Source organism: Lentzea sp. NPDC055074, from assembly GCF_053608005.1.
The window spans coordinates 170,529-195,188 of the sequence record NZ_JBSGUQ010000013.1; the positions used below are offsets into that span (position 1 = coordinate 170,529).

The 24,660-nt window shown below is 68.8% G+C and carries 32 protein-coding genes; 24 read left to right on the forward strand and 8 right to left on the reverse strand.

What is annotated here, in order from left to right; genetic code table 11:
* Positions 1-78 precede the first annotated feature (78 nt).
* The 5 genes from ACWF7A_RS27590 to ACWF7A_RS27610 all read left to right on the forward strand — a co-directional run bounded on the left by ACWF7A_RS27590 (position 79) and on the right by ACWF7A_RS27610 (position 3,592).
* Complete coding sequence (locus ACWF7A_RS27590; RefSeq protein WP_452253388.1) at positions 79-441, forward strand: hypothetical protein; 363 nt, start codon at positions 79-81, stop codon at positions 439-441.
* A gap of 170 nt (positions 442-611) precedes the next feature.
* Entirely contained in the window at positions 612-1,688 is a 1,077-nt protein-coding gene (locus ACWF7A_RS27595; RefSeq protein ID WP_452253389.1) for a cytochrome P450, read from the forward strand.
* Positions 1,689-1,701: 13 nt separating this feature from the next.
* Positions 1,702-2,247 carry a GNAT family N-acetyltransferase gene (locus tag ACWF7A_RS27600; RefSeq protein ID WP_452253390.1) on the forward strand — a complete coding sequence of 182 codons (546 nt, stop codon included), beginning with the start codon at positions 1,702-1,704 and terminating at the stop codon, positions 2,245-2,247.
* A 16-nt stretch (positions 2,248-2,263) separates the two neighbouring features.
* Positions 2,264-2,557 carry a hypothetical protein gene (locus ACWF7A_RS27605; protein WP_452253391.1) on the forward strand — a complete coding sequence of 98 codons (294 nt, stop codon included), beginning with the start codon at positions 2,264-2,266 and terminating at the stop codon, positions 2,555-2,557.
* Positions 2,558-2,566: 9 nt separating this feature from the next.
* Positions 2,567-3,592 carry a saccharopine dehydrogenase family protein gene (locus ACWF7A_RS27610; protein ID WP_452253392.1) on the forward strand — a complete coding sequence of 342 codons (1,026 nt, stop codon included), beginning with the start codon at positions 2,567-2,569 and terminating at the stop codon, positions 3,590-3,592.
* A gap of 39 nt (positions 3,593-3,631) precedes the next feature.
* On the opposite strand, the gene ACWF7A_RS27615 is transcribed toward ACWF7A_RS27610, so the two are convergent.
* Complete coding sequence (locus ACWF7A_RS27615) at positions 3,632-3,838, reverse strand: CsbD family protein (protein WP_089922531.1); 207 nt, start codon at positions 3,836-3,838, stop codon at positions 3,632-3,634.
* Between the two features lie 187 nt (positions 3,839-4,025).
* On the opposite strand from ACWF7A_RS27615, the gene ACWF7A_RS27620 reads away from it, so the two are divergent.
* From ACWF7A_RS27620 to ACWF7A_RS27660, 9 genes are read left to right on the forward strand one after another with little or no spacing between them, the layout of a single operon-like run.
* Entirely contained in the window at positions 4,026-4,583 is a 558-nt protein-coding gene (locus tag ACWF7A_RS27620; RefSeq protein ID WP_452253393.1) for an RNA polymerase sigma factor, read from the forward strand.
* Positions 4,574-5,122, forward strand: a complete 549-nt coding sequence (locus tag ACWF7A_RS27625) for an Asp23/Gls24 family envelope stress response protein (RefSeq protein WP_452253394.1) — start codon at positions 4,574-4,576, stop codon at positions 5,120-5,122. Before ACWF7A_RS27620 ends, ACWF7A_RS27625 begins: the two co-directional genes overlap by 10 nt.
* A 4-nt stretch (positions 5,123-5,126) precedes the next feature.
* Entirely contained in the window at positions 5,127-5,474 is a 348-nt protein-coding gene (locus ACWF7A_RS27630) for an Asp23/Gls24 family envelope stress response protein (protein WP_452253395.1), read from the forward strand.
* Positions 5,475-5,476: 2 nt separating this feature from the next.
* Positions 5,477-5,761: a hypothetical protein gene (locus ACWF7A_RS27635; RefSeq protein WP_452253396.1), complete on the forward strand. Its 285-nt coding sequence runs from the start codon at positions 5,477-5,479 to the stop codon at positions 5,759-5,761.
* A 57-nt stretch (positions 5,762-5,818) separates the two neighbouring features.
* Positions 5,819-6,262, forward strand: coding sequence for an Asp23/Gls24 family envelope stress response protein (locus tag ACWF7A_RS27640; protein ID WP_452253397.1), 444 nt, complete (start codon positions 5,819-5,821; stop codon positions 6,260-6,262).
* Between the two features lie 11 nt (positions 6,263-6,273).
* Positions 6,274-6,450, forward strand: coding sequence for a hypothetical protein (locus tag ACWF7A_RS27645; RefSeq protein ID WP_093600157.1), 177 nt, complete (start codon positions 6,274-6,276; stop codon positions 6,448-6,450).
* A 2-nt stretch (positions 6,451-6,452) separates the two neighbouring features.
* The gene (locus ACWF7A_RS27650; RefSeq protein ID WP_452253398.1) at positions 6,453-6,785 is read left to right on the forward strand and encodes an Asp23/Gls24 family envelope stress response protein; all 333 of its coding nucleotides are present in this window, start codon (positions 6,453-6,455) and stop codon (positions 6,783-6,785) included.
* Positions 6,782-7,300, forward strand: a complete 519-nt coding sequence (locus ACWF7A_RS27655; protein ID WP_452253399.1) for a DUF6286 domain-containing protein — start codon at positions 6,782-6,784, stop codon at positions 7,298-7,300. Before ACWF7A_RS27650 ends, ACWF7A_RS27655 begins: the two co-directional genes overlap by 4 nt.
* Positions 7,297-7,836, forward strand: a complete 540-nt coding sequence (locus tag ACWF7A_RS27660; protein WP_452253400.1) for an alkaline shock response membrane anchor protein AmaP — start codon at positions 7,297-7,299, stop codon at positions 7,834-7,836. The genes ACWF7A_RS27655 and ACWF7A_RS27660 overlap by 4 nt, the downstream gene beginning before the upstream one ends.
* Before the next feature lie 61 nt (positions 7,837-7,897).
* Here the strand turns inward: ACWF7A_RS27660 and lipA are convergent, their stop codons facing one another.
* From lipA to ACWF7A_RS27675, 3 genes are all read right to left on the reverse strand, one after another.
* Complete coding sequence (lipA, locus tag ACWF7A_RS27665; RefSeq protein WP_452253401.1) at positions 7,898-8,899, reverse strand: lipoyl synthase; 1,002 nt, start codon at positions 8,897-8,899, stop codon at positions 7,898-7,900.
* A gap of 96 nt (positions 8,900-8,995) precedes the next feature.
* A complete protein-coding gene (locus ACWF7A_RS27670) occupies positions 8,996-9,886 on the reverse strand; it encodes an oxidoreductase (protein ID WP_452253402.1) in 891 nt (296 codons plus the stop codon).
* Positions 9,883-10,191 carry a hypothetical protein gene (locus tag ACWF7A_RS27675; protein WP_452253403.1) on the reverse strand — a complete coding sequence of 103 codons (309 nt, stop codon included), beginning with the start codon at positions 10,189-10,191 and terminating at the stop codon, positions 9,883-9,885. The genes ACWF7A_RS27670 and ACWF7A_RS27675 overlap by 4 nt, the downstream gene beginning before the upstream one ends.
* Before the next feature lie 89 nt (positions 10,192-10,280).
* Here ACWF7A_RS27675 and ACWF7A_RS27680 point away from each other — a divergent pair, with 89 nt between their 5' ends.
* From ACWF7A_RS27680 to ACWF7A_RS27690, 3 genes are all read left to right on the forward strand, one after another.
* The gene (locus tag ACWF7A_RS27680; RefSeq protein WP_452253404.1) at positions 10,281-10,871 is read left to right on the forward strand and encodes a TetR/AcrR family transcriptional regulator; all 591 of its coding nucleotides are present in this window, start codon (positions 10,281-10,283) and stop codon (positions 10,869-10,871) included.
* A gap of 66 nt (positions 10,872-10,937) precedes the next feature.
* On the forward strand, positions 10,938-11,621 hold the full coding sequence (locus tag ACWF7A_RS27685) for an SDR family NAD(P)-dependent oxidoreductase (protein ID WP_452253405.1): 684 nt from the start codon (positions 10,938-10,940) through the stop codon (positions 11,619-11,621).
* A 286-nt stretch (positions 11,622-11,907) separates the two neighbouring features.
* Positions 11,908-12,513 carry a response regulator transcription factor gene (locus ACWF7A_RS27690; protein ID WP_452253406.1) on the forward strand — a complete coding sequence of 202 codons (606 nt, stop codon included), beginning with the start codon at positions 11,908-11,910 and terminating at the stop codon, positions 12,511-12,513.
* A 243-nt stretch (positions 12,514-12,756) separates the two neighbouring features.
* On the opposite strand, the gene ACWF7A_RS27695 is transcribed toward ACWF7A_RS27690, so the two are convergent.
* Entirely contained in the window at positions 12,757-13,734 is a 978-nt protein-coding gene (locus tag ACWF7A_RS27695; RefSeq protein WP_452253407.1) for a sensor histidine kinase, read from the reverse strand.
* Between the two features lie 545 nt (positions 13,735-14,279).
* Between ACWF7A_RS27695 and ACWF7A_RS27700 the strand changes: the two genes are divergently transcribed.
* The 3 genes from ACWF7A_RS27700 to ilvN are packed head-to-tail and all read left to right on the forward strand — an operon-like array spanning position 14,280 to position 17,088.
* Positions 14,280-15,095, forward strand: a complete 816-nt coding sequence (locus tag ACWF7A_RS27700) for an AfsR/SARP family transcriptional regulator (RefSeq protein WP_452253408.1) — start codon at positions 14,280-14,282, stop codon at positions 15,093-15,095.
* Positions 15,096-15,115: 20 nt separating this feature from the next.
* Positions 15,116-16,822, forward strand: coding sequence for an acetolactate synthase large subunit (locus ACWF7A_RS27705; protein WP_452253409.1), 1,707 nt, complete (start codon positions 15,116-15,118; stop codon positions 16,820-16,822).
* The gene (ilvN, locus tag ACWF7A_RS27710; protein WP_452253410.1) at positions 16,822-17,088 is read left to right on the forward strand and encodes an acetolactate synthase small subunit; all 267 of its coding nucleotides are present in this window, start codon (positions 16,822-16,824) and stop codon (positions 17,086-17,088) included. Before ACWF7A_RS27705 ends, ilvN begins: the two co-directional genes overlap by 1 nt.
* Positions 17,089-17,162: 74 nt before the next feature.
* Here ilvN and ACWF7A_RS27715 read toward each other — a convergent pair whose 3' ends face one another.
* A complete protein-coding gene (locus ACWF7A_RS27715) occupies positions 17,163-17,645 on the reverse strand; it encodes an SRPBCC domain-containing protein (RefSeq protein WP_051768599.1) in 483 nt (160 codons plus the stop codon).
* A 162-nt stretch (positions 17,646-17,807) separates the two neighbouring features.
* Here ACWF7A_RS27715 and ACWF7A_RS27720 point away from each other — a divergent pair, with 162 nt between their 5' ends.
* The 3 genes from ACWF7A_RS27720 to ACWF7A_RS27730 all read left to right on the forward strand — a co-directional run bounded on the left by ACWF7A_RS27720 (position 17,808) and on the right by ACWF7A_RS27730 (position 21,336).
* Positions 17,808-18,233, forward strand: a complete 426-nt coding sequence (locus tag ACWF7A_RS27720; protein WP_036013177.1) for a nuclear transport factor 2 family protein — start codon at positions 17,808-17,810, stop codon at positions 18,231-18,233.
* Between the two features lie 25 nt (positions 18,234-18,258).
* Positions 18,259-19,338 carry an acyl-CoA dehydrogenase family protein gene (locus ACWF7A_RS27725; protein ID WP_452253411.1) on the forward strand — a complete coding sequence of 360 codons (1,080 nt, stop codon included), beginning with the start codon at positions 18,259-18,261 and terminating at the stop codon, positions 19,336-19,338.
* 246 nt (positions 19,339-19,584) lie between these two features.
* Entirely contained in the window at positions 19,585-21,336 is a 1,752-nt protein-coding gene (locus tag ACWF7A_RS27730) for an MFS transporter (protein WP_452253412.1), read from the forward strand.
* A 129-nt stretch (positions 21,337-21,465) separates the two neighbouring features.
* Here ACWF7A_RS27730 and ACWF7A_RS27735 read toward each other — a convergent pair whose 3' ends face one another.
* Entirely contained in the window at positions 21,466-21,939 is a 474-nt protein-coding gene (locus ACWF7A_RS27735; RefSeq protein ID WP_452253413.1) for a hypothetical protein, read from the reverse strand.
* A 143-nt stretch (positions 21,940-22,082) separates the two neighbouring features.
* Between ACWF7A_RS27735 and ACWF7A_RS27740 the strand changes: the two genes are divergently transcribed.
* Entirely contained in the window at positions 22,083-23,558 is a 1,476-nt protein-coding gene (locus ACWF7A_RS27740) for an amino acid adenylation domain-containing protein (protein ID WP_452253414.1), read from the forward strand.
* Positions 23,559-23,612: 54 nt separating this feature from the next.
* Here ACWF7A_RS27740 and ACWF7A_RS27745 read toward each other — a convergent pair whose 3' ends face one another.
* Entirely contained in the window at positions 23,613-24,653 is a 1,041-nt protein-coding gene (locus ACWF7A_RS27745; RefSeq protein WP_452253415.1) for a ketoacyl-ACP synthase III family protein, read from the reverse strand.
* Between the last annotated feature and the right edge of the window lie 7 nt (positions 24,654-24,660).

The window sequence follows — 24,660 nt, forward strand, 5'->3', positions numbered from 1 at the left end:
ACGAGCCGCTGCGGTGCCGTACCTTGTTCGAGTTCGTCGGGGATGTTCGGATCAGCCGTCTTTGAAGGACGACCACCTGTGAAGCGCAAGGCCAAGGCCGCCAAGCCCGTCCCCACCACCGTCACGCAGGAGCAGATCAAGCTGCTCGCCCTGGCGGAACAGGGCGGCGTGCACCGCGGCGCCACCAGCTGGTACCTGGAGCACCGGCCCGCGAAGCAGTGGGACGCGGACGACCTGGAGATCCTCCGGGCCCGGGACTGGATCGTCTGGGAGCAGCGCCTGGACCACGGGATGGCCGCGCCGGTCGACATCACCGCTCAGGGGCGGGCCGCGTTGCGGCACCACCTGCCGGAGTGGGTTCTGGGGCGCAAGGCCATTGCCGCAGAGCCGCCTCGGTTGCCCTCCGTCGAGTCGATTCGGGCGTTGGACGCTCTGCAGTAGGGCGGTAGAACGGTCTTAGTCGAATCCAAACGGAGGCGGGACCGGCCATGTCGAACTTGTTGACCGGCGGCGACTTGCGCGCACGTGACCACCACCGGATCGAGGACGACGCACGGGCTGAGGGGCCCCTGCATGCCGTTACGTTGCCCAACGGCGTGAAGATGCAGGTGGTGACGGTTGGGTTGGAGCTGACTCGGCAGCTGCTCGCCGATCAGCGGCTTTCCAAGGACAGTGCGCGGTTGCAGCGCGAGATCAAGCGGCAGCTCGCGGAGTCGGGGAGTGCGCAGGAGAACCTCGCCGGGCTGTTCGGGCCGAGCATGCTCAACAGCGACAACCCGCAGCACGCCCGGCTTCGGGCGTTGGCGGTGAAGGCGTTCAACGGCAAGGCGGTGCAGCAGCTCGCGCCGCGCATCGAGGAGATCAGCTCCGAACTGGTCGGCCGGCTTCCCGAGGGTGAGGAGGTCGACCTCGTCGAGGAGCTCGCGGTGCCGATGCCCCTGCACGTCATCGGCGAGGTGCTCGGGCTGCCGCAGGAGGATCGGGCTCGGGTTCGCGCGTTGATCGAGACGATGATGTCGATGGAACCCGAGGTGTCGCAGCCGGCCAGCGACGAGCTGGGCGGGTACTTTCACTCGCTGCTCACCGGCAACGCGCTGGAGTCCGGATCGCTGTTCGGGGAGTTGGCCAGGGCCGACGACGAGGGTGACCGGCTGAGTCACGACGAGCTCATGGCGATGGCGTTCCTTCTTGTCGTGGCTGGGCATGAGACGTCGGCGAGCCTCATCGCGAACGTGGTGCACGACGCGTTGGACAACGGCTGGTGGTCCAAGGCCGCTGAGGATCCCGGTCTGGTGCCTCGGCTCGTGGAGGAGACGCTTCGTCACAACTCGCCGGTGCGGAGCGCTACGCATCGCATCGCCGTCGAGCCGGTCGAGATCGGCGGTGTGACGGTTCCCGAAGGCACGCTGGTGCTGATCAACCTCGGCTCTGCCGGGCGGTGTCCGCGGGCGCACGAGAAGGCTGACGAGTACCGGCTCGATCGCGAGACGACCGGCCATGCGACGTTCGGGCACGGGCCGCACTTCTGCCTCGGGTCGGTGCTCGCCCGGCTGGAGACGGAGACGGTGCTGCGGCAGCTGGTGAGCCGGTTCCCGCGTGCCGTCTACTCGGGGGACGAGCAGCCGGAGATCACGCACAACGACATCATGGCCAGCCTTAAATCATTACCGGTCGTGCTCGGGCGCTGACACGCTGGTGCGCGTGGAGATCATTCAAGGGGGACCTGGGGACGTCGACGCGGCGGCGTCGATCTGGGCGCACGCGGTCGCCGCGCGGGACGGCTACGACGAGGTGCCGTCGCTCGACGAGGCTCGGCCGGGGGTTGAGAGCGCTCTCGCCCGCGAGCCCGCGCTCTTGTTGCTCGCCCTGGAAGGCGACCAGGCAGTGGGTTTTATCGCTGGAGGTCCACAGGAGACGGACGTCGCCCACATCAACTACGTGGGTGTTCATCCCAGGGCGTGGGGGACGGGGGTTGGTGAGGCGTTGTTGCGGGCGCTGCCCGAAGTGTTGATCAAGAGTGGATACGCGAAGGCCGAGCTGCTGGTCTATGCCGACAACGCCCGGGGTGTGCGGCTCTACGAACGGCTCGGGTGGATCAAGGTCGGCGACCCTGTGCCGCATCCGCGCAACGGCCGTGTGGAGCAGCGTTACGCGTTCTCGGCGGCATGGGGGCGCGGGAGGGTTCAGCCGGGGATTAGGGGATCAACCCCAATGCGGCTGACCAGGGCTATCCCCAAGTCCATTTGAGACCTACCTTTTGCCTATGTCAGTGCGCACCTTCGCCGTGGTGGTCGGTCTCGCGTTCTTGCTCGGCGGGGGTGCGATCCTGTTCGTGATGCTGGCCGTCGAGGCGCCGAGCGGGACGCTGATCCCGTGCGGCAACAGCCTCGGTTTCGGGTTCGACGAGCCCGCGGCCTCCGCGGTCAGTCCGGCCTATGTGGACATCTGCACCGACCTGCGGCACCGGCGGCTGCTCTGGGGGCTGCCGGTCATCGGGCTGGGCGCACTGCTGCTGATCGGCTCTTTGGTCGGTTCCCGACGGGCTACTCGTCGGTAAGGTCGCGGCATGACGTGGATGGTCTACGGCGCCAACGGCTACACCGGACGTCTCATCGCCGAGCTCGCGGTCAAGCGCGGGGAACGGCCGATCCTCGCCGGCCGCTCGCTCGAGAAGGTCGAGCCGATCGCGGCCGCCCTCGGGCTCGAGTTCCGGGCGTTCGACCTGGACCAGGCGCGGACGCACCTCGAGGACGTCGACGCCGTCGTGCACTGTGCGGGGCCGTTCGCGCACACGTCCACCGCGATGGTCGACGCCTGCCTCAAGACGCGCACGCACTACCTCGACATCACGGGTGAGATCGACGTCTTCGAGACCGTCGCGCTGAGGGACGTCGATGCGCGCAAGGCGGGCATCGTGCTGTTGCCCGGCGCTGGGTTCGATGTCGTGCCCACGGACTGCGTCGCCGCGATCCTGAAGAACGCCCTGCCGTCCGCGACGCACCTCGACCTCGCGTTCGTCGTCGGGGGTGGGGCGAGCGCCGGCACGACCAAGACGTCCGTCGAGGCCGCCGCCGTGGGCGGGCGGATCCGCGTGAACGGGGACCTGAAGAGCGTCCGCATCGGGCACCGCAGGCGCACCGCGTACTTCCGGTCGGGGCCGCGCGAGGTCGGCAGCATCCCGTGGGGCGACGTGAGCACCGCCTACCGCTCGACCGGGATCCCGAACATCACGACGTTCACCACCGTGCCGGGTGTGCTCGGGCAGCTGCAGAAGGTGTTCGCGCCCGTGCTGCAGACACCGCTCGTGCAGAACGTCGCGAAGACCGTCGCCGGCAAGGTGAAAGGCCCTGACGAGCGCAAGCGCGCCAACACCAGGGCCGAGGTGTTCGGCGAGGCGTGGGACGCGCAGACGAAGGTCGAATGCGCGGTCACCACCCCGAACGCCTACAGCCTCACCGCGGACTCCGTGCTCCGTGCCATCGCCAAGATCAACGGCGTGGCACCCGGCTCGCACACTCCGTCCAGCGCGTTCGGCGCCGACTTCGTGCGCGAGCTCGACGGCGTCGTCGCGAGTGAAGTCCGCTTCACGTGAGTTAGAGCCTCTAACTTCACGCGGTCAGACCCTCTATCGCTACTTCTTGAGGTGCTTGGCGACGCTGTCGACGACTCCGCCGACGGCGTCCTTCACCTTCTCCACGCCGTCCTTGACGGCGGCCTTCGCCTGGTCCGCGCGGCCCTCGTTGGCGAGCTGCTGGTCGCCGGTGGCCTCGCCCGCGGTCTCCTTGACCTTGCCGCCGAGGTCCTCCGCCTTGTTGCCGATCTTGTCCGACAGCGACATCTCGTCCTCCTGAAGCCGAAGTTCGTCTGACGCTAGTTCGATACCCGTCGCCCCGCCTTCGTCACGCCACTGTCGGGTGAAAACCGGGTGAGGGTGGTCACGGGCGGGAAAACAGGGAACCGCGTGACGTTCAGCGTTCGAACGTGTCCATCAGGTGACGAAGCAATAAGTAGGCGGGGGTGTGCGCATGAGCGTGGCCGAAGCAGCCGCACTCGACGATGCCACGCTGGTGGCGAGGTCACGTGACGGTGACACGAGGGCATATGAGCAGCTCGTGCGCCGTTACCAGGGGCCGATGTACCGGCTGGCGCTGCGCATCGTGGGCAGCAGGGGCGACGCCGAGGACGCGGTCCAGGACGTGTTCCTGACCGCGTGGCGGCGGCTCGGCCAGCTCCAGGACGACGGGGCCTTCCTCGGCTGGCTCTACCGCACCACCACCAACCAGTGCCTGAACGTGCTGCGCAAGCGCAAACCGCACGCCGACACCGAGCTCGACGAACACGAGTCGCCGGCTCCGCGGACCCGGCCCGACCGCGCGGTGGAGGTGAACGCGCAGCTCGACGCGCTGCAAGCCGCACTGCGCGGCCTCACGCCGGAACAGCGGGCGTGCTGGGTGCTGCGCGAGGTCCACGGCCGGTCCTACGACGAGATCGCCGAGGCGATCGGCACGACCCAGCAGTCGGTGCGCGGCAGGCTCGCGCGGGCACGGGCACAACTCGCGGAGGTGATGGCGCCGTGGCGGTGACGTCCGAGTCCGACTACGTCCTGCCGTGTGGGCGGGACGTCGAAGAGGTCTGGGAGGCGATCGACCTCTCGGACGAGCACACGCGTTCGTGCCCGCACTGCGCGGCGGTGCGGGAGAGTCTCCTGGTGTTGCGCGAGGCCACGGACGAGATGGCCCGCGAAGAGGTCGAGCCACCGTTCGACCTGGTCAGCCGTGTGATGTCGGCCGTGCGCGCGGACGTGCGACGTTCCGACGTCGTGCCGCTGCCCGGCGACGGACTGGCTCGGGTCAGCACGCGCGCGGTCGCGGCGGTGCTGCGGTACGCGGCGGACGGTGTCGACGGCGTGCGGGCTCGGGGGTGCCGGGTCGTCGAGGCACCGGAGTCGACCGTGCCGGACCCGGTGATCGAGGTCGAGCTGAGCATCGCGATCACCGCGGGCCGGGTCACGCACCTGGCCTACGACGAGGTGCGGCGCCGGGTGCTGGCCGCGGCCTCCGCACGGATCGGTGTGCGGCTCGCCCGCCTGGACCTCGTCGTGTCCGACGTTCTCGAAGGATGAGCCAGTGATCGAAACAGTCGTGTCCGCTCCGGCGGTGGCGGCGGTCGCGGTGCACGCGGCCGAACGGGTCGCCGGAGTGCGTGTGCAGCCGGGGATGGCCGGCCTGGTGAGTTCCGTGGTGCGCATGGCGAGGCAGCAGATCAAGGGGCTGCAGCCCGCTCCGGTCGAAGGCGTGCGGGTGCGGTGGTCCGGAGCCGTCGCGCTGCTGGAGGTGGACGTGGTGATCTCGGGACAGGACCAGGCAGCGGCCGTGGCCCGTGCCGTGCAACGGTCGGTGCGCGCGCTCGTGCCGGAACTGACCGGCGTCGCGGTGGAGTCCGTGCTCGTCACCATCGTGGACGTCGCATGGTGATCGTGACGGAGTTGTTGAAGGCGCTGGAGAAGATCGACGGTCTGAGGCCGTCGGTGCCCGAGTCCGCGCGCTCGTGGACCCCCTGGGACGTCGACGCGCTGGCCGTCGACGTCGAGGACGCGCTGGTGTGCGTCCGGGTCGTGGCGACCCGGCTGCCGCTGCCGCTCGCGGAGGCCGGTGAGTCGCTGCGGGCTGTTCTCCTTGGTACGCAATGGGAAGACGCCGTTGTGCGGATCGTGGTGACCGATGTGGACAAACGTGCCTTCGATCACCTGAACGGGTCGTGACGTTTCGGCGGGAGCCCGTGTCCATCTGATGTGACCGCTTCGAAGGAAGGAAAAGCGATGAGCGTCCAGACTGTGGAGAAGAACGGTGTCGCGGGCGGAAAGCTGGTGACCGACAAGGGTTCCACCACCATCGCGGACGTCGTGGTGCAGAAGGTCGCGGGCCTCGCCGCACGGGAGATCCGGGGCGTGCACGCGCTGGGCGGCGGCGCGACGCGTGCGCTGAGCGCGCTGCGCGACCGCATCCCCGGTGCCACCGCGAGCGCGGGCCAGGGCGTGTCGGTCGAGGTCGGCGAGAAGCAGGCCGCCGTCGACCTGGAGCTCGTCGTCGAGTACGGCGTGCCGATCGCGGACCTCGCGAAGTCGGTGCGCGCCAACGTGATCAGCGCCATCGAGCAGATCACCGGCCTCGAGGTCGTCGAGGTCAACATCAACGTCAACGACGTGCACATCCCGAGCGACAACGAGGGCGAAGAGAAGCCCGAAACCGCACGCGTGCAGTGAAGGGGAACGCCATGAGCACCACGGCACTGGGCCTGCTGACCGGGCTCGCGCTCGGCCTGGCCGCCGCCTTCGGGGGCTTCAGCGCGTTCCTGCTCGTGCTCGTCTTCGGCGCACTCGGCCTGGTCGCGGGCCGGGTCGCCGAGGGCAAGCTCGACCTCGCGCAGCTGCTGGGCAGGGATCGGGACTGACGATGACGACAACGCTCACCGCACAGCCGGGTGTGACCCAGCCAGGTTTGACCACCGTCGCGGACCGCGCGGTGGGCCGCATCGCCGGACGTGCCGCGCTGGAGGTGCCGGACGTGCTCGACTGCGCCGTCACCGCGAGGGTGACCGGAGGAGTGGCCACCCTCGACGCACGTCTGGACCTGCGCTATCCGGCGCCGGTCGCGTCGACGGCCTCTCGTGTCCGCGCCCACCTGGTCGCCAGGGTCGCCGCGCTCACCGGTCTGCGCGTCTCCGTCGTGGACGTGTCGGTCGGCGTGCTGCGTGCGGACGCGGTGCCGGTGCGGAGGGTCCAGTGACCCGCCGCTCGCGCCGCGTCCTCACCGCCACGCTCACGGCGCTCGTCCTGCTGGCCGCCTCGGTCCTGGTCGCGGTGACGGCCGTCCAGCTCGCTCTCGGCGAACCCCCGTTCCTGCCCTACGACTCCCTCGTCGGCTCGGTGCACGACCTGACCTGGTCGGCGCGGGAGGTGGCCGTGGCGGGCGGGGTCGTCGCGGCCATCGGACTCCTGCTGCTCCTCGCCGCGATCGTGCCCGGACGGGCGCGGACCGCGGCGCTGGACCAGCACACCGCGGTGTCGGTGCGCGGCCTGCGCAACGCGTTGCGGTCCGCCGCTGTCGTCGACGGTGTCGAGTCGGCGGCCGTGAAGGTGCGCCGCCGCCGGGTCCGTGCGGTCGTGCGCACCCGGCGTGCCGTGGTCGACGGCCTCGGCGACACCGTCCGCACGGCACTCGAACACCGGGTCGGCGAGTTCGCCCTCGCCCGGCCGCCTCAGGTCGTGGTTCGGGTCAAGGCACTGAGGAGCACACCGTGAACCGCTTCGTGTTGGGCCTGCTGGGCCTGGTCCTGCTGCTCGCCGGCGGTCTCGCGGTCGCCGTCCACTTCGGTGTCGTGCCTCAGGTGGACCGAGGTGCCTCACTGCTGCCCGGCACGGCGTTGCCACCCGCGTGGGTGCTGTGGGTGGTGGCCGCCGTGGCGGTCGTGCTCGCGCTGGTCTGCCTGCGCTGGCTCGCCGCCCAGGTCCCGCGTCGCAAGGTCGAGTCCTGGCGCTGGGTCGACGAGGCGGGCGCCACCCGCATCAGCACGGCGACGGCCACCGAGCCGTTCGCCGAGGAGATCACCCACTACCCCGGTGTGCGCAAGGTCGAGGCGGAGCTGACCGGCCCGCACACCGCTCCACGCCTGGCCCTCGTCGTCCGCGCCCACGGCGACGCCGATCTGCGGGGGATCCGCCGCCGCATAGACGACGAGGGCCTGCCACGCCTTCGTGAGGCGCTCGGCACACCCGATCTGCACGCCACCGTGGAGTTCCGGATGACGTCCTCCAAGGGCGACGCCCGCGTGCACTGACTCGAACGACGAAGCGGGCCGGCCCCACGGTGGGGCCGGCCCGCTTCGTCGTCGTTCGGGTTCAGCGAGGGGCGAGCAGGCTCGTGATCTCCTGGGACGCCGACACCGTCAGCAGGTGCTGGAGGTTCTCCGGGAGGTCCTCGCCGCGCTTCTGCTTCGCCTGCGCGAAGAGACGGCCGGCGCGGTAGGAGGAGCGGACGAGCGGGCCCGCCATCACACCGAGGAAGCCGATCTCCTCGGCCGTCTCCTTGTGCTGGACGAACTCCTCGGGCTTCACCCAGCGCTCGACCGGGTGGTGCCGCGGCGACGGGCGCAGGTACTGGGTGATGGTGATGAGGTCGCAGCCCGCGTCGTGGAGGTCGGCGAGCGCCTCCGTGACCTCCTCGGGGGTCTCGCCCATGCCGAGGATCAGGTTCGACTTGGTGACCAGGCCGAACTCGCGGGCCTTGGTGATCACCTCGAGGGACCGGTCGTAGCGGAACGCCGGGCGGATGCGCTTGAAGATCCGCGGCACGGTCTCCAGGTTGTGCGCGAGCACCTCGGGACGGGACTCGAAGACCTCGGCCAGCTGCTCCGGGACCGCGTTGAAGTCCGGGATCAGCAGCTCGACGCCCGTGCCGGGGTTCATCTCGTGGATCTGGCGGACCGTCTCGGCGTACAGCCACGCGCCGCCGTCCTCCAGGTCGTCACGGGCGACGCCGGTGACGGTGGAGTAGCGCAGGCCCATCGCCTGGACCGACTCGGCGACGCGGCGGGGTTCGTCGCGGTCGAGGTCGGCGGGCTTGCCCGTGTCGATCTGGCAGAAGTCGCAGCGCCGGGTGCACTGCTCGCCGCCGATCAGGAACGTGGCCTCGCGGTCTTCCCAGCACTCGTAGATGTTGGGGCAGCCGGCCTCTTCGCAGACCGTGTGGAGGCCTTCGCGTTTGACCAGACCTTTGAGCTCCCGGTACTCGGGGCCCATCTTCGCCCGCGTCTTGATCCACGGGGGCTTCTTCTCGATCGGCGTCTCGCTGTTGCGGACCTCGAGCCGCAGCAGCTTCCGACCCTCAGGTACCACAGTCACGTTGCCACCCTACGCTGCGCGCTCAAGTGTCCGGGGTCACGCACTCCCAGGTCAGACTAAGTGTCGAAACCCGGCTCCCGCTGGAGCGGGGCAAGCCTACGGAAGATCTGGAGCGATTCCGGTCAGCTTGATCGTGAGCTCCCAGAGGCGGTTCGCGGCCAGGTCGTCGCGTGCCGCGGCGGTCATCCTGGCGACGGCGGGGTGGCCGCGCAGGCCGTTGAAGCCGTCCGGCCCGTAGAACTCGCCGCCGCGCGCCTCGGGTGACGTCGCCGCGTAGAGCTGCGGCAGCGTGCCCATCTCGACGGACTGGGAGAACAGGTGGCTGATGCGGCCGCCGACTTTCATGACGACGGACTTGTGCGCGTCGGCCATGTTGTTGGTGAGCTCGGTGGTCGTCATGCCGGGGTGCGCGGCGATGGACGTCACATCCGACGAACGACGGTCCAGCTCGCGCGCGAACAGGATGTTGGCGAGTTTCGACTGCCCGTAGGAGCCTTGGAGGCTGTACGGGCGGCGCTCCCAGTTCGGGTCCTCGAAGTCGATGCGCCCGGCGCGGTGCATCAGCGACGAGACCGTGACGACGCGCGCACCGGGCCGGTGCTTCAGCGCGGGCAGCAGCAACCAGGTCAGAGCCGCGTGGCCCAGGTGGTTGGTGCCGAACTGGCGCTCGAAGCCGTCGACGGTCCGGCCGTTCGGGACGGCCATGATGCCCGCGTTGTTGACGAGGACGTCGAGGCTCTCCACCTTCTCCGCGGCGGCGCGCACGGAGCTCAGGTCGGCGAGGTCGAGCTCGAGGACCTCGGCGGAGCCCTGCACGGAACGGCGCGCGGTCTCCCCGCGCTGGACCGAACGACAGCCCATGATCACGTGGGCGCCCCTGGCCGCGAGCACCTGTGCGGTGCGCAGGCCCAGACCGGAGTTCGCGCCCGTCACGAGGACGGTGCGGCCGGTCTGGTCGGGGATGTCGGCTTCGGTCCAACGACTCATGGAGTCATTCCTACCGTCCGGTAACTGCTCAGCGATAGGTGTGCGTCCAGCACGGCGCGCAACACCGGCTCCTCGGCGGCCAGTTCCGCGATGACGCGGCCCTCGTCGACGTGGCCGTTCAGCCCGGCGCTCTCCATGCGGGCGGTGAGCTTGTGCTGCCAGCGGTGGTCGAGCGCCAGCAGCAGTTCGTGCAGTGAGCCGAAGACGTCCGGATCCACGATCAACGGCGCGGACGGGTCCCTGCGGGCGTCGCTCAGGACGGCGTCGAGCGCGTCACGGCGGCGGTAGTGGTCTGCCCAGCCCATGTCTCGTACCCCCGGTTTCTCGCATACCCTCGGTATGACACGACCATACCACCGGTACGTACCACCGGTATGTGAGATACGTTTCGTGTGTGCGAACACGACGTGCCGAGTACTCGGAGTCGACCAGGCAGGCGCTCGTCGACAGCGCCGTCGACCTGTTCACCAAGCGCGGCTACGCCGGCACCTCGCTCGACGAGGTCGTCAAACGCGCCCGCGTGACAAAAGGCGCGCTCTACCACCACTTCAGCGGCAAGCAGGCGTTGTTCGAGGCGGCCTTCACCCAGGTCGAGACGCGCTCGATCGAGTCGCTGACCGCGTTGATCACGGCGGACGGCGACGCGTGGGAGACCGCGGTGGCCGGTCTGCGCGCGTACGTCCGCAAGTGCCTGGAACCCGAGTACCAGCGGATCATCGTCCACGAGGCCCCGGTGGTGATGGGCTGGGAACGCTGGCGTGAGGCGGAGGAGCACTTCAGCTTCGGTCTGCTCCGCACGGCCGTGCAGCTGCTCGTCGACGCCGGCGAGATCGAGGAGGCGCCGGTCGAGATCATGGCCCGGCTGCTGTTCGGAGCGCTGTCCGCGGGTGCCAGCACCATCGCCAGCTCGTCCGATCCGAAGCGCACCGGACGGGAGGTCGAACGCGCGATCCTGCGTGTTCTGGAGGGATTGCGCAAGAAGTAGTCGAGTTCGGCCCTAGCGGCCCGGCGCAACGTCGATCACCACGCGGACAACGAGGTGGTCAGCATCATGATCGAACCTGTCAACACGCGCCTGGGACTCGACGGCAAGATCGCAGTGGTCACGTCGGGAACGCACGGGCTCGGCCTCGCCATCGCGAGCAAGCTCTGCGACAACGGCGCCCATGTCATCCTCACGACCTCCGACGCGGACAACGTCGACCTGGAGCGCGCGAAGCTCGTCCTGGCCGGCAAGCCCGGCTCGGTGAGCGTCACGCAGCTCGACATCCAGGACGAGCACTCGGTGCGGCTCCTGCTCGACCGGGTCAAGGAGGAACGCGGTCAGCTCGACGTGTTCGTCCACCACGCGGTGTCGCCGGACCTCACGCCGTTGCTCAACATCGTGGAGCCGCTCGCCAAAGCGCTCGTCGACGGCGGCCGTGTCGTGATCGCCGGCTACACGGTGACACCGGTGCACGGCGTGATCCGGACCCTGGCGCTGGAAATGGCTTGGTACAAGGTCGCCGTGAACGCCGTCGTCACCACAGTGGTCGACAACGGCCCCATGAACATCGACCCGGACCTGGTCGACCGGCTCGCGATCAAGAGCCCGTCCGGCCGCGTCACCCTGCCCCAGGACATCGCGAACGCGGTCTCGTTGCTCTGCACCGACGAGGCCGCGTGGATCCAGGGTCAGGTGATCACAGTGGACGGTGGTCTGGAACTGCTGGAGCGCTGGGGCGAGACGCGCTGAACGCGCCTCGATGATCGGCTGTGTCGGTTGTTCGCACCCTGCCGCGCGGACCGAATCGCTTGTACCGTTTTGTGCTCGTGCAGTCCTGGAGCCGTCCCGGTCGCCGATTCGGTCCTTGAGCAATCTGTGAGCGAGTGGTGACCCCAAGTCATCCGCCGATAACCCTCATTAATTGCTCCTAGCGCATTTGGAGTAACGCTCGCAGCAGCCGGACTCAATGCTTGTCCTGCATGGTCACCGAGTGTAAGACTCGAAATGGTGACCTGGGGGCAAGCAAGGGGGTCGGATGATCAGAGTGCTACTAGCCGAGGACGTGCAAATGGTCCGCGGAGCTTTGGTCGCCTTGTTGAATCTCGAACCGGATATTGAGGTCGTCGCGTCCGTCGCAACGGGTGACGAAATCATCTCGGCAGTGGAGAAGAACAAACCGGACGTAGCGGTGCTCGACATCGACCTGCCCGGTATGGACGGCCTTTCCGCTGCCACCGTCATCCACGACACCGCACCCGAGACGCGCACTCTCATTCTCACGAGCCTCGGCAGGCCGGGCACTCTGCGCCGCGCGCTCAACGCACGCGTCAACGGGTTCATCCTCAAGGATGCTCCGGTCGGAGAACTCGCTGACGCCATTCGCGGCGTCTCAATTGGTCGTCGCGTGATCGACTCGCAGCTCGCGCTTTCCGCGTGGGACACCGACGAGTGCCCGCTGACACCTCGCGAACTGGAAGTGCTGCGCCTCGCCTCGGACGGCGCGGACGCCATGGAGATCGCCACGACGCTGTTCCTGTCGGTCGGCACGGTCCGCAACTACCTGACGTCGGCGACGGCCAAGCTCGACGCCCGCAACCGTGTCGACGCCGTCCGCATCGCCCGCAAGTCCGGCTGGTTCTGAGGTTGCCCCGCGGGTGAGCCGGTTGGCGGTCCGGTCACCTCGATCCTGATCTTCGCCCTGGCCCTTGCAACGACTCGTTTGACGACGAAGTCCAAAGAGTCATTGCTAAGGGCCAGGTCAGGCGTGTGCGTCAAGATCGTCTGTGGCGTGAACGGTGCCGCGAGCTCGTGCCGGAGTGGTTCGCTGGAGGGCGAACGGGCGGCAATATATTGGTTCTGAGGCGGTCTGCGCGGGCCTCGAGAGCTAGGGCTTCGGGGCTGCCGGAATGGCCGCGTGGACGTGGAACGAGCCGTCGCCGATGTGGCGGGCCGTGAACGTGCCGCCGGCCGCCTTGACGCGTTCGGCCTGGTTGCGGACGCCGTTGCAGTCAATCGAGAGCGCGCGGTCGGCGGCGCCGTCGTTGATGACGTCGAGCAGGATCGTGGCGCCTCGCTGGTGCACGCCGATGGTGCAGGTGCTGGCGTCGCTGTGGCGCAGGACGTTCGTGACGGCCTCGCACAGGACGGCGGCCAGGACGGTCTCCACCGGCTCCGGCAGCGGGTCGTGGGCCAGCTCGACGCGGACGTCGATGTTCGACGCCGCCAGCATCGCCTTGGCCGAGTCCGAGGTGTCCGCCAGGGACAACGGGCGGTACGCGCGGGCCAGGGAGCGCACGTCGGCCAGGGCGTGATGGGTGATATCCAATATATCGGTGATGTGCTCCTGCATGAACTCCCAGCCGTGGTCCGGGCGGTCGGCGACGATCCGGTGGGCCAGTTCGCTCTTGAGCTTGATGGCGCTGAGGCTGTAGCCGAGCAGGTCGTGCAGGTCGCGGGCCACTCGGACGCGTTCCGCGGTCACGGCGGCGGTCGTCGTGACCACGATGTCCACGACGGGTTCCGGTGCGGGCGCCGGGCTCGGTGCGGTAGTGGGGAGCGCGGCGGGCCAGTCGCGGTGGGTCGCGAAGCCCGTGGCCAGGCCCGCGAGGAGCAGGGCGGTGGCCGCGGTGGCCATCATCGCCTCGCCGTGGACGGCCTGGGCCACGCCCGTCGAGACCACCGTCAGGACGAAGGCCGACCAGCCGAAAACCGGGCGCAGGACCAGCAGGGCGTTGCCGGCGACGAGTCCCGCGACCCCCGCCCAGGAATGGCCGAAGAGGACGTACGGCAAGACCAGCAGTACCGCCTGGGCGGCCAGTGCGAGGTGCCGTTGGAGTGCGGTCAGATGCCTGAAATACGACACTTGCAGTAGGACAAGTACCGCTAAATCAATGACCGACACCGCCAATTCGGTGATCTCGCCGGCGAGAAGTAGAGCGCGGGTCAGGTCGGTCAGGCACACCGCGGCGAAGACCGCCACGATGATCGCGCGGTACCTCGGTATCGCTGGTGTTGCATTCACGTGCCCCCCAAGAGCTGACAGCTCCAGAGCAAAGTCTGGGAGTCAACGCCGGTCAAAGACCTCGCACGGCGTGCGCCCAGGCCGAATACTAGACAAGCGAAGGCAGTTCAGGACGGCTGCTGAATCGGTTAAGGATGCGAACTCGCATTGACTCGCGCCTCAATGTCACGCCAATGGACGAGTATTTTTGAGTAACCGTCACGGCATGTGGTCGATCGATTACCGGACGGGACGGTTTGGGTTCGTCCGAGTATATGAATTTCTCACGCCGGGCGCAGTAGTTCGCCATCCGAGAGTCATGGCGGCATACGTGGCGTCCGATAGCCCCGCTCAGGTGAACTTGGTGGCACGACCAAGTCGTCCGCCGCTGAGCAGGGGAGGCTCCAATGGAGATCAAGGTTCTGGGACCGCTGGAGGCACGGGAGAACGGCGTCTCGATCGCACCGAGCGCGGTGAAGCCCAGGCAGGTGCTCTCGCTGCTCGGACTGCAGGCGGGGCACGTGGTGACGGTTCCGACGTTGATCGAAGAGCTCTGGGGAATGACACCGCCGCGCAGCGCTCTCACGACCCTGCAGACGTACGTGCTGCAGGTCCGCCGGCGCATCGAGGCGGCCATGCCTGGAGAGGGTCCCGGTGTCGCGAAGAACGTTCTGGTGACCCGCTACGGCGGCTACATGCTGGACGTGCCGCCGGAGAGCGTCGACGTCCGCAGCTACGAGCGGCTCGCGAGTGCGGGTCAGCGGGCGTTCGAGGTCGGCGACCTGGAGTCCGCGAGCCGGCTGCTGCGCAACGCCGCCGAGGTGTGGCGCGGACCGGTGCTGGTGGACGTGCAGATCGGTGTCCGCCTGGGCATGGAGGTCACTCGTCTGCAGGAGAGCCGCCTCGGCGTGCTGGAGACCCGCATCGAGGCCGACCTGCAGCTGGGCAAGCACCAGTCGCTGCTGTCGGAGCTGTCGGTGCTCACCGCGCAGCACCCCATGCACGAGAACCTCTGTGCGCAGTACATGCTCGCGCTCTACCGGGCGGGCAGGCAGTGGAAGTCGCTGGAGGCCTACCAGTCCCTGCGCGACACGCTGATCGAGGAGCTGGGGCTTGAGCCGTCCGAAAGGCTGCGTCAGTTGCAGCGGGCGATCCTGAGCTCCGAGCCGTCGCTCGACAAGCCGTTGTCGCCTCGCCAGCTGGAGCGCCAGCTCGCGGGCTGAGATCAGTTCGGGGAGCAACCGTGGACACCACCGGTGCAGGTGCGTTGATCAAGGCGCTCGAGGACGTCGGCTGCGAGGTGATCTTCGGAATGCCGGGCGGGGCGATCCTTCCCGCCTACGACCCGCTGTACGACTCGAAGATCCGGCACGTGCTCGTGCGCCACGAACAGGGCGCCGGGCACGCCGCCCAGGGGTACGCGCAGGCGACCGGACGAGTGGGCGTCTGCATGGCGACCTCGGGACCCGGTGCGACGAACCTGGTGACACCACTGGCGGACGCGTACATGGACTCGGTGCCGATCGTGGCGATCACCGGCCAGGTCAACAGGTCGGTGATCGGGACGGACGCCTTCCAGGAGGCGGACATCCGCAGCATCACGCTGCCGATCACCAAGCACAGCTTCCAGGTCCACGACCCGGCCGACATCCCGCGCGTGATCGCCGAGGCGTTCACGCTCGCGTCGTCGGGACGGCCGGGCCCGGTGCTGGTGGACCTGCCCAAGGACGTGCTGGCCACCGCCACCACCTACACACCGGTGAAGCAGGTCGCCCAGGCGCGACCGGTGCTCTCGCCGGTGCAGATCCGCAACGCCGCCCAGCTCATCGGAAGCTCGAAACGGCCGGTGTTCTACGTCGGCGGTGGCGTGATCCGCAGCGGCGCGGCGCACGAGCTGCAGAAACTCGCGGAGAAGACCGGCATCCCGGTCGTCACCACGCTCATGGCCCGCGGCGCGTTCCCCGACTCGCACCCGCTGCACCTGGGGATGCCGGGCATGCACGGCACGGTGCCCGCCGTCGCCGCGCTGCAACGGGCCGACCTGCTGATCGCGCTGGGGACCCGGTTCGACGACCGGGTCACGGGCCTGCTGCCGGACTTCGCCCCGCACGCCGCGGTGATCCACGCCGACATCGACCCCGCCGAGATCTCCAAGAACCGCAAGGCGGACGTCGGCATCGTCGGCGACTGCCGCGACGTCATGGCAGCGCTCTCCGCCGTCATCACGCGGAAGACCGATCTCACCGGCTGGTGGAACTACCTCGGTGGCCTGCTCACGACCTACCCGCTCGGCTACGACTGGCCGGCGGACGGCGCGCTCGCCCCGCAGTACGTGATCGAACGGATCAGCAGGCTCACCGGCCCCGAGGCCATCTACACCGCGGGCGTCGGCCAGCACCAGATGTGGGCCGCGCAGTACGTGAAGTACGAACGCCCTGGCTCGTTCATCAACTCCGGCGGCGCGGGCACGATGGGTTTCGCGGTGCCGGCGGCGATGGGCGCGCAGGCGGGAGCGCCGGACCGCACGGTGTGGGCCATCGACGGCGACGGCTGCTTCCAGATGACCAACCAGGAGCTCGCGACCTGTGCCGCCGAAGGCATCCCGATCAAGGTCGCGATCATCAACAACGGCAACCTCGGCATGGTCCGCCAGTGGCAGACCCTGTTCTACGAGGGCCGGTACTCCAACACCCGGCTCGGCACGCACCAGCGCCACCCCGACTTCGTGAAGCTGGCCGACGCGCTCGGCTGCGTCGGGCTGCGCTGCGAGAGCCAGTCCGAAGTGGACGGGACCATCCTCGAGGCGATGGCGGTCCGCGACCGGCCCGTCGTCGTCGACTTCGTGGTGGGACAGGACGCCCAGGTCTGGCCGATGGTCGCCGCGGGCACGGGCAACGACGAGATCATGGCCGCGCGGGGCATCCGGCCCCTGTTCGACGAGGACGAGTGATGACCAGACATTCGCTTTCCCTGTTGCTGCGCAACGAACCCGGAGCGCTGGCACGGATCGTGGTGCTGTTCTCCAGCCGGGGCGTCGACGTCGAGTCGCTGAGCCTCGCGCCGGCCGAGCGGGGCGACCTGTCCCGTCTCGACGTCGTGGTGGACCTGCAGCCCGGCCGCACGGTCGACCAGCTGATCAAGCAGCTCGGCCGGATCGTCGACGTCAAGAACGTCGTCGACCGCGCGGACGACGAAGCGCTGGAGCTCGGCGCCTAGAGACGACGAGAAAACGGCCGCCCCGGAGGCTTGGGGCGGCCGTTCTCGTTGTGCCTGAGAGGATTCCGGGCCTCTCAGGCAGCCTTCGGGATGTGCTTCTCGATCACGCGGGCGTACGTCTCCAGCGTCTCGCCGGGCGACGGGCCGTCGAGCGCCTTGTGGATGCCCTCGGCGATGTCGCCGTGGCGGTGCAGGTCCGCGTGGGTCAGCGTGACCTTGGTCGTCGTCGGACCCACGACCTCGAAGTCCACCTTGATGAACGAGGCCTTCTCGTCGTCGAAGATCGGCTGCCAGTACGGGCCGACCCGCCACGTCATGACGAGGCGCTTCGGCGGGTCCCACTCGGTGATGGTGCCCCAGGCGATCTCCTCGCCGTCCGCGCCGCGTTCGAAGTAGCGCCCGCCGACGAACGGTTCGATCGTGATCGCCTGGCGGTCCTTCACGAACACGTGCGACTCCGGCCACCACTCGATCGGCTTCGACGCGAAGATCGCGAACGCCTGCTCGATCGTCGCCTCGACCGTCACCGACTTGGCGACATCGGGAGTTGAGGCCATGTGGCCCTCCTCGCGCAATAGATAGGGGAGATGTCACCGACGACCGTGCCCGGTTTGTCTCGACCCCACCTGGAACCGGGGTCGAACCAGGACGGCTCGACCGGATGTCCAGCGCCCGCACCCATATTCGCGGTAGCCAAACCGGCAGACCGAGGAGTTGTCGTGTCCCCTGTCAATGTTGCGGTCCACATCGAGGTCCAGACGTTCTACGCCCAGCAGATGCGGCTGCTCGACGCGTTGGACGTGGAGGGCTACGCCCAGACGTTCACCGAGGACGGGGTCACCGACCACGCCCACCGGAGCGAGAAGGTCGAGGGCCGGGCGGCCCTGATCGCCGGCGCCAGCGCCGCGCTGCCCCGTTACAAGGGCGTCGCCGTGCGGCACTGGAACGACCACTACCTGATCGAAGAGGTCGACGAGAACACGCTGAACGTCAGCTACGCGTCGCTCGTCACCCGCACGACCGCCGAGGGCGTCGTCAGCTTCGAGCCGACCTTCTCCATCGAGGACGTGCTCGTGCGCATCGACGGCAAGCTCTACACCAAGTCGCGCACGATCCACCGCGACCTCCCCGTCCAGGCCGCGTAGAACCGCTTCTCCAGGAGGTGACGAGGTGAGTGTTCAGAACACCGGGCTGGCCACGGTCGCGGAGAAGGTGAAGCTGATCGCCGCCGAGCACGCGGCGCAGGCCGACGCCACCCGCAAGCTGGCTCCCGAAGTCGTGGAGGCACTGCGCGAGGCCGGGTTCGCGCGGCACTTCGTCGCAGCCGAACGCGGTGGTGCGCAGGGTTCGTTCGCGGAACTGACCGAGGCGGTGTTCACCGTCGGGCAGGGCTGCGCGTCGACGGCGTGGTGCGCCTCGCTGTCCGCGCTGTCGTCGCGGTTCGCGGGGTTGTTGTCCAAAGAAGGCCAGGACGAGATCTGGGCGAACGGCCCGGACGCGTTCGTCGTGACCGGCCAGCCGCCCATGGGCAAGGGCACGGTCGTGGACGGCGGGCACCGCCTGAGCGGCCGCTGGCTCTACGTCAGCGGCGTGGACTTCGCCGACTGGGCGCTGCTGTGCGGCATGGTCGGCGAGGAAGGCCGCTTCTTCGCGGTTCCGCGCAGGGACTTCACCGTCCTCGAGACGTGGGACAGCGTCGGCATGAAGGCCACCAGCAGCCACTCCGTCGTGGTGGACGACGTCTTCGTGCCGTCCCACCTGTCGTTCGACCGGGTGGATCTCCTCAAGGGCACCAGCTGGTCGCCGGTGCCGAGCCACAACGTCCCGTTCCAGGCGGTCGGCGGCCTCACGTTCGTCGCTCCGGCCGTGGGAGCGGCGATGGGGGCACTGGAAGCGTGCATCGCGGTGCTGTCGGGGAAGAAGCAGTCCGTGATGAACGCGGTGGACCTGGTCCGCGCGTCGGGGCAGGTCGAGTCGGCGAGGCTGCTCGTGGAGCAGAACGCCCAGGTGCTCGACGATCGCGAGTTCACCCCGGCGGCGATGGCGCGCAACGAGCGCAACGTCGCCTACGTCGCCGAGGTGCTGGTCGACGCGGTGGGTGGCCTGGTGCGGGCCGCCGGCACCAGCGGGCTCGCGGAAGGTTGTGCGCTGCAACGGTTCTGGCGTGACGTGGTGAGCTGCTCCAGCCACGTGGCGCTGCGGTACGAGACCGCGTCCGTGCGCACCTATCCGGCGTCGGTCCTGCACTGACCCGGAAGCGAAAGGCCCTGGTGCCCAGCTCCCCGGCACCAGGGCCTTCGGCATGCGCGCGAAACGCTCCGCCGCGACCTGACCGGGACTCAAGCGGAGGGGATCACCCTGAAGGTCATCGACCGGCAGTCGTTTTTCAGGCAGGAGGTGGGACCTCGTTCAACTCGACCGGCTTCACGCCACAACGAGTAGTCCTGAGCCATCGCCTGTCGTGCGCAGCGAAATCAAGTCCTCTGAGGAGAAATCGTGACCTCCACCAACACCAACCACGACCTGGAGTCGCCGTCGGCGACTGCCGGCGCGCAGGCGGCTCCGGTCGTTGACGCACCGGCAGCGGCCGACCCGCGGCGCTGGATCGCGTTCATCATCATGACCGTCGCGACGTTCATGGACATGCTGGACGGCAGCATCGTCAACGTCGCGCTCCCCGCGATCCAGCACGGCATGGGCGCGAGCTTCGTGCAGCTGCAGTGGATCACCGCCGGGTACGTGTTCGCGTTCGCGCTCACACTGATCACCGGTGGCCGTCTCGGCGACATCTACGGCCGTCGCCGCATGTTCCAGCTCGGCGTGCTCGGCTTCGTCGTCACGTCGTTCCTGTGCGGTATCTCGGTCAACCCCGAGATGCTCGTCGCCTCGCGTCTCGCGCAGGGTCTCGCGGCCGGCCTGATGGTCCCGCAGGTCATGTCGATCATCCACGTCACCTTCCCCGACAAGGAGAAGGGCGCGGTCTTCGCCATCCAGGGCACCATCGGTGGTCTCGCGGCCACGATCGCCCCGCTCGTCGGTGGCCTCCTGGTCGCGTGGAACGTCTTCGGCTGGGACTGGCGGACGATCTTCCTGGTCAACGTGCCGATCGGCATCATCGGTTACGTGCTGGGCTGGAAGTACATCAACGAGTCGAAGGCCCCGAGCCGCATCCGCCTCGACCTGATCGGCGTCGTGATCGCGACGGTCAGCCTCACCGCGCTGCTGTTCCCGCTCACCTTCGGCCGTGAGCTGCACTGGCCGGCGTGGGGCTTCGTGCTGATGGCCGCGTCCGTCGTCGGCTTCATCGGCTTCGTCGCCTACGAGAAGGCCAAGCAGCGCAAGGACGGCATGCCCCTCGTGCCGCTGAACCTGTTCAAGTCCCGCAGCTTCTCCGCGGCCCTCGCGCTGATGCTGGGCATGTTCAGCTTCACCGGCATGTTCATGCTGGCCCTCTACCTGTACCTGCAGGAGGGTCTGGGCTTCTCGCCGCTGCGGACCGGTGTCACGCTGCTGGCGTTCTGCGTCGGTGCGTTCATCACCGCGTCGGCCTCGGTCATCGCGCTGGTGCCGAAGTTCGGTCGCGCCGTCCTGCAGGCCGGTGCCGTCGTGATCGCCGTCGGTGTCGCGGTGCTGCTGTTCTCGGTCAGCCCGGACATCACCAGCTGGGGCCTCGTGCCCGGACTGCTGCTCATCGGTCTCGGTTTCGGTATGACCGCGACCCCGATCGCGCTGTTCGCCCTGCAGGAGGTGCCGCACGAGGACGCGGGTGCGGCCTCCGGCCTGATCAACACCAAGCAGCAGCTCGGCTTCGCGGTCGGCATCTCGGTCGTGACGCTGGCGTTCTTCGCGCCGCTGGCCTCCAACGGCGCCACGAACGCCGAGTCGCTGGCTCCGCAGTTCCGCCAGGAGATCGTGGCGGCCGGTGTCGCGGACGCTCGGGCCACCGAGCTCGCGGGTGCCTTCCAGAGCTGTGCCGCGAGCACGTTCTCCGGTACGCCGGACGCCGCGGCGTGTGGTGCGGTCCAGGCCGACCCGCAGGCCAAGGCGATCGCCGACAAGTACACGCACCAGGCCGCGGGCCAGTCCTTCACGGACGCGTTCCGCACCACGCTGTACGTCGGCTTCGGGTTCGCCGCACTGGCGTTGCTGCTCGCCTCCTTCCTGCCTCGCTGGCTGAAGCAGGAGGAGTGGGGCGCGCCGGCCGAGGAAGGTGCCGAAGAGGGCGCTGAGGACACCGCCAAGGCGTAGTTCCCCTCCCGCTGGAATCCTGAGGCCCCAGGCGATGCGCCTGGGGCCTCAGGCCGTTTCAGGGCGACTTCGTCGTGAACGCGAAAGGCCCCCTCATACGCGCGAGGGGGCCTTTCGCGTTGCAGAGCTTCAGATGCGCTTCGCGTCACCATCGACGTTGACGGGACCCTGCCACGGGGTGCCGTCGTTCATGTTGATGTACGTGTGCGCCTTGGTGGTGAACTTCTTCTTGTTGGCGCTGATCTTGCCCAGGTGGCTCGCGTTGATCGAGCCGACCGGGTTGCCGTTCTCGTCCCGGTGGGCGTGGTGCGTGATCCAGAAGCTGAACTGCCCGTCCTTCTGGGCCGTCCAGACGCCACGGCCCTCGAGCTCGTCGGGGTAGCCGGGCTTGGTCACGCAGTGCAGCTGGTAGTCGGCGGTGAAGTCGCAGAACAGCGGCGTGAGCAGCGGCGGTTCCTCGATGTGGATGGTCACCGTGAGGTCCCAGCGGCCGACGAGCGCGTTCTCGTAGTTGGGCTTCGCGGTGGCACCGGCGGCGGCGACGACGGGGACCGCCAGCGCTGCGGCGGCCACGGCGGCCAGTGCCTTCTTGCGGACGTTCATGGGGGATTTCGCCTCCGGTTACTGGGGCAGCGGACGCGCTGAGTGTTGTTCGGGCAGCTCAAACACCCCTGTAGCGCCAGTTGTGACCCGAGGAGGAGTCGAGGTGGCTTGCGCAGGATGGGGGAAAGCGAGAGGAGCTGGGCATGTCTGCATCGGTGACCGACGCGTTCCGCTGCCGGGCGGCCAGAACGCCCGACGCGGTCGCGCTGTCCGCGGAACGGGGTTCGGTGAGCTATGCCGAGCTGGACAGGTGGTCGGACGCCCTGGCCGGTGAGCTCGTCGAGTCCGGAGTGCGGCCCGGCGACCGGGTCGCGGTGTGCCTGGAACGGTCGCCGCAGCTCGTCGTGGCACTGCTGGGGGTGCTCAAGGCCGGCGCCGCCTACGTGCCGATCGATCCGGAGGATCCGGAGTCGCGGGTCTCGATGATGCTCGCGGACGCCGACGTGTCGCTGGTCATCGGCCGGTTCTTCGCCGCCTACACGACGCTGAAGGTGCCGCCGCCCGGCACGAAGTCCACTGTGGAGCTTCCGGTCGTGGCGCCGGAGGACCTCGCCTACCTGATGTACACCTCGGGGTCGACGGGCCGGCCGAAGTCCGTGATGGTGGAGCACCGCAACATCACGAACCTCGTCACCGCGCCCAACTACGTGCACATCACGCCGGAGGACCGGCTGCTGCAGCTCGCGCCGGTCGCGTTCGACGCCGCCACGTTCGAGATCTGGGGCGCGCTGCTCAACGGCGCCCGCGTCGTGCTCGCCCCGCCCGGCGTGGTGCAGGCCGAGGAGCTCGGGGACCTGCTGCGGTCCAACGAGATCAGCGTCCTGTGGCTGACCGCGGCGTTGTTCCACCGGCAGATCGACGTCGACGCCGACGCGTTCAAGGGCCTGCACACCGTGCTGACCGGCGGGGACGTCGTGTCCGTGCCGCACGTGCGCAAGCTGCGCGAAGCGGTGCCGGAGCTGCAGATCGTCAACGGCTACGGGCCCACCGAGACCACGACGTTCGCCACCTGTCACCGCATCGGCGCGGACGAGGACCTCGGCGGCGCGGTGCCGATCGGTACCCAGTTGCAGAACGTCGAAGTCGTCGTCGTCGTGGACGGAAAGCCGGCTCCCGAAGGCGCCGACGGCGAGCTGTGGATCGGCGGCGCGCAGGTCGCGCGCGGCTACTGGAAGCGCCAGGACCTCACGGACGAGAAGTTCGTGCGCGGCAGCTGGAACGGCGAGCGCTACTACCGCACCGGTGACCAGGGGCGGAAGCGCGCGGACGGCGTGGTCGAGTTCCTCGGCCGCATCGACGACCAGTTCAAGCTGCGCGGGTTCCGGATCGAACCGGGCGAGGTCGAGAACGCGCTCACGGAGCACCCGCAGGTGCGCACCGCGGCCGTGAGCCTCCGCGTGCACCCGAGCGGTGACCGCAGGCTGATCGCGTGGGTCGTGAAGGCCGGCGAGGAGCTGGACAAGCGGGCGCTGAAGGCCCACATGCGCGCGAGCATGCCCGAGCACATGGTGCCGGCCGGGTTCGTCGTCGTGGACGAGCTGCCGATCACCAACAACGGCAAGACCGACCGCAAGGCGCTGCCGGAACCGGACTGGAGCTCCAAGTCGCTCTACGTCTGAGCGCACGCGAAAGGGCCGGGCTCGCAAGGTGAGCCCGGCCCTTTCGCGAGTTCGTCAGACCCAGGAGGGCACTTCGAGGATCTCGATCACGGCCGCGGTCCAGACGTAGCCCGCGCCGGAGGACTGCAGGACGATCAGGTCGCCGGGCTTCGGGTCGCGCTCGGCCAGCACGTGGTCGAGCCCCAGAGCGATGTCCGCGGTGCCGACCATGCTGTACTGCTTGGCCCAGTCGTACGTGGTGGAGGCCCGGTCGACGCCCAGCAGTCCGCAGATGCCGTGCGTGACGATGGTCTCCGCGAGCTGCTGGTGCAGGAAGAAGCGCGCGTCGGCGAGCTCGATCTCCGCCTCGTACAGCGCCATCTTGAGCGAGTGCCGTACCCCGCCGCCGATGCGCGCGATCATGTCGTCGAGGTCGACGTCGGCGTTCTGCAGGAAGTCCTCGACGCCGCTGTTGAGCTGCAGGGTCTGGCCGTCCGCGAACGGCCCCGTGGTCCACGGCTGGAAGCCGCGCGACATCTGCTCGAGCGTGGAGTCGGCGTGCGAGTGGATCGAACGGATCCGGGCGAAGCCGGACCGGTTCGACAGGACGAGCGCCCCCGCGCCGTCCCCGTTCACGTTCTGCTCCTCCGAGGCCCACCGGTCGAAGTAGGGCAGGTGGAACGCGTCGCCCGCGGTCACCAGCGCCGCCGGCAGGTCCCGGTGCGAGGAGAGGTACGACGCGGCCAGGTCCACCGCGGCCATGAGGCCGTTGCAGCCCTGCTTGACCTCGAACGCGGGCCCGGTGCCGCCGACGGTGTTGGCCTGCACGTAGCTCGCCGGCGTCCACAGGTCGAGGCCCTGGTGCGACAGGGAGGCGTGCACGGTCAGGCCGAAGTCCAGCGGGCTCAGCCCGGAGCGCTCCACCGCTTCCAGGCCGGCCTTGGCGGCCATGACGGGACCGGTCTCGCCGGGAGCGGCGACCCGCAGCTCCCGATAGCCGTTCATGGCCTTCTTCTCTTCTGTGTACCGGCCGGCCGCGATGGCGTCGTCCACCGTCTCGACCTGCTCGGGCAGATATGTGCCCACACCGGCGATGTACAGGTCATTCCATCGCATCTCGAAC

Coding starts and splice junctions, on each gene's coding strand:
- ACWF7A_RS27700 (WP_452253408.1), top strand. CDS start 14,280: ATGGAGATCAAGGTTCTGGGACCGCTGGAGGCACGGGAGAACGGCGTC.
- ACWF7A_RS27640 (WP_452253397.1), top strand. CDS start 5,819: ATGAGCGTCCAGACTGTGGAGAAGAACGGTGTCGCGGGCGGAAAGCTG.
- ACWF7A_RS27645 (WP_093600157.1), top strand. CDS start 6,274: ATGAGCACCACGGCACTGGGCCTGCTGACCGGGCTCGCGCTCGGCCTG.
- ilvN (WP_452253410.1), top strand. CDS start 16,822: ATGACCAGACATTCGCTTTCCCTGTTGCTGCGCAACGAACCCGGAGCG.
- ACWF7A_RS27650 (WP_452253398.1), top strand. CDS start 6,453: ATGACGACAACGCTCACCGCACAGCCGGGTGTGACCCAGCCAGGTTTG.
- ACWF7A_RS27745 (WP_452253415.1), bottom strand. CDS start 24,653: ATGCGATGGAATGACCTGTACATCGCCGGTGTGGGCACATATCTGCCC.
- ACWF7A_RS27675 (WP_452253403.1), bottom strand. CDS start 10,191: ATGGGCTGGGCAGACCACTACCGCCGCCGTGACGCGCTCGACGCCGTC.
- ACWF7A_RS27685 (WP_452253405.1), top strand. CDS start 10,938: ATGATCGAACCTGTCAACACGCGCCTGGGACTCGACGGCAAGATCGCA.
- ACWF7A_RS27740 (WP_452253414.1), top strand. CDS start 22,083: ATGTCTGCATCGGTGACCGACGCGTTCCGCTGCCGGGCGGCCAGAACG.
- ACWF7A_RS27620 (WP_452253393.1), top strand. CDS start 4,026: ATGAGCGTGGCCGAAGCAGCCGCACTCGACGATGCCACGCTGGTGGCG.
- ACWF7A_RS27690 (WP_452253406.1), top strand. CDS start 11,908: ATGATCAGAGTGCTACTAGCCGAGGACGTGCAAATGGTCCGCGGAGCT.
- ACWF7A_RS27670 (WP_452253402.1), bottom strand. CDS start 9,886: ATGAGTCGTTGGACCGAAGCCGACATCCCCGACCAGACCGGCCGCACC.
- ACWF7A_RS27715 (WP_051768599.1), bottom strand. CDS start 17,645: ATGGCCTCAACTCCCGATGTCGCCAAGTCGGTGACGGTCGAGGCGACG.
- ACWF7A_RS27605 (WP_452253391.1), top strand. CDS start 2,264: ATGTCAGTGCGCACCTTCGCCGTGGTGGTCGGTCTCGCGTTCTTGCTC.
- ACWF7A_RS27615 (WP_089922531.1), bottom strand. CDS start 3,838: ATGTCGCTGTCGGACAAGATCGGCAACAAGGCGGAGGACCTCGGCGGC.
- ACWF7A_RS27735 (WP_452253413.1), bottom strand. CDS start 21,939: ATGAACGTCCGCAAGAAGGCACTGGCCGCCGTGGCCGCCGCAGCGCTG.
- ACWF7A_RS27610 (WP_452253392.1), top strand. CDS start 2,567: ATGACGTGGATGGTCTACGGCGCCAACGGCTACACCGGACGTCTCATC.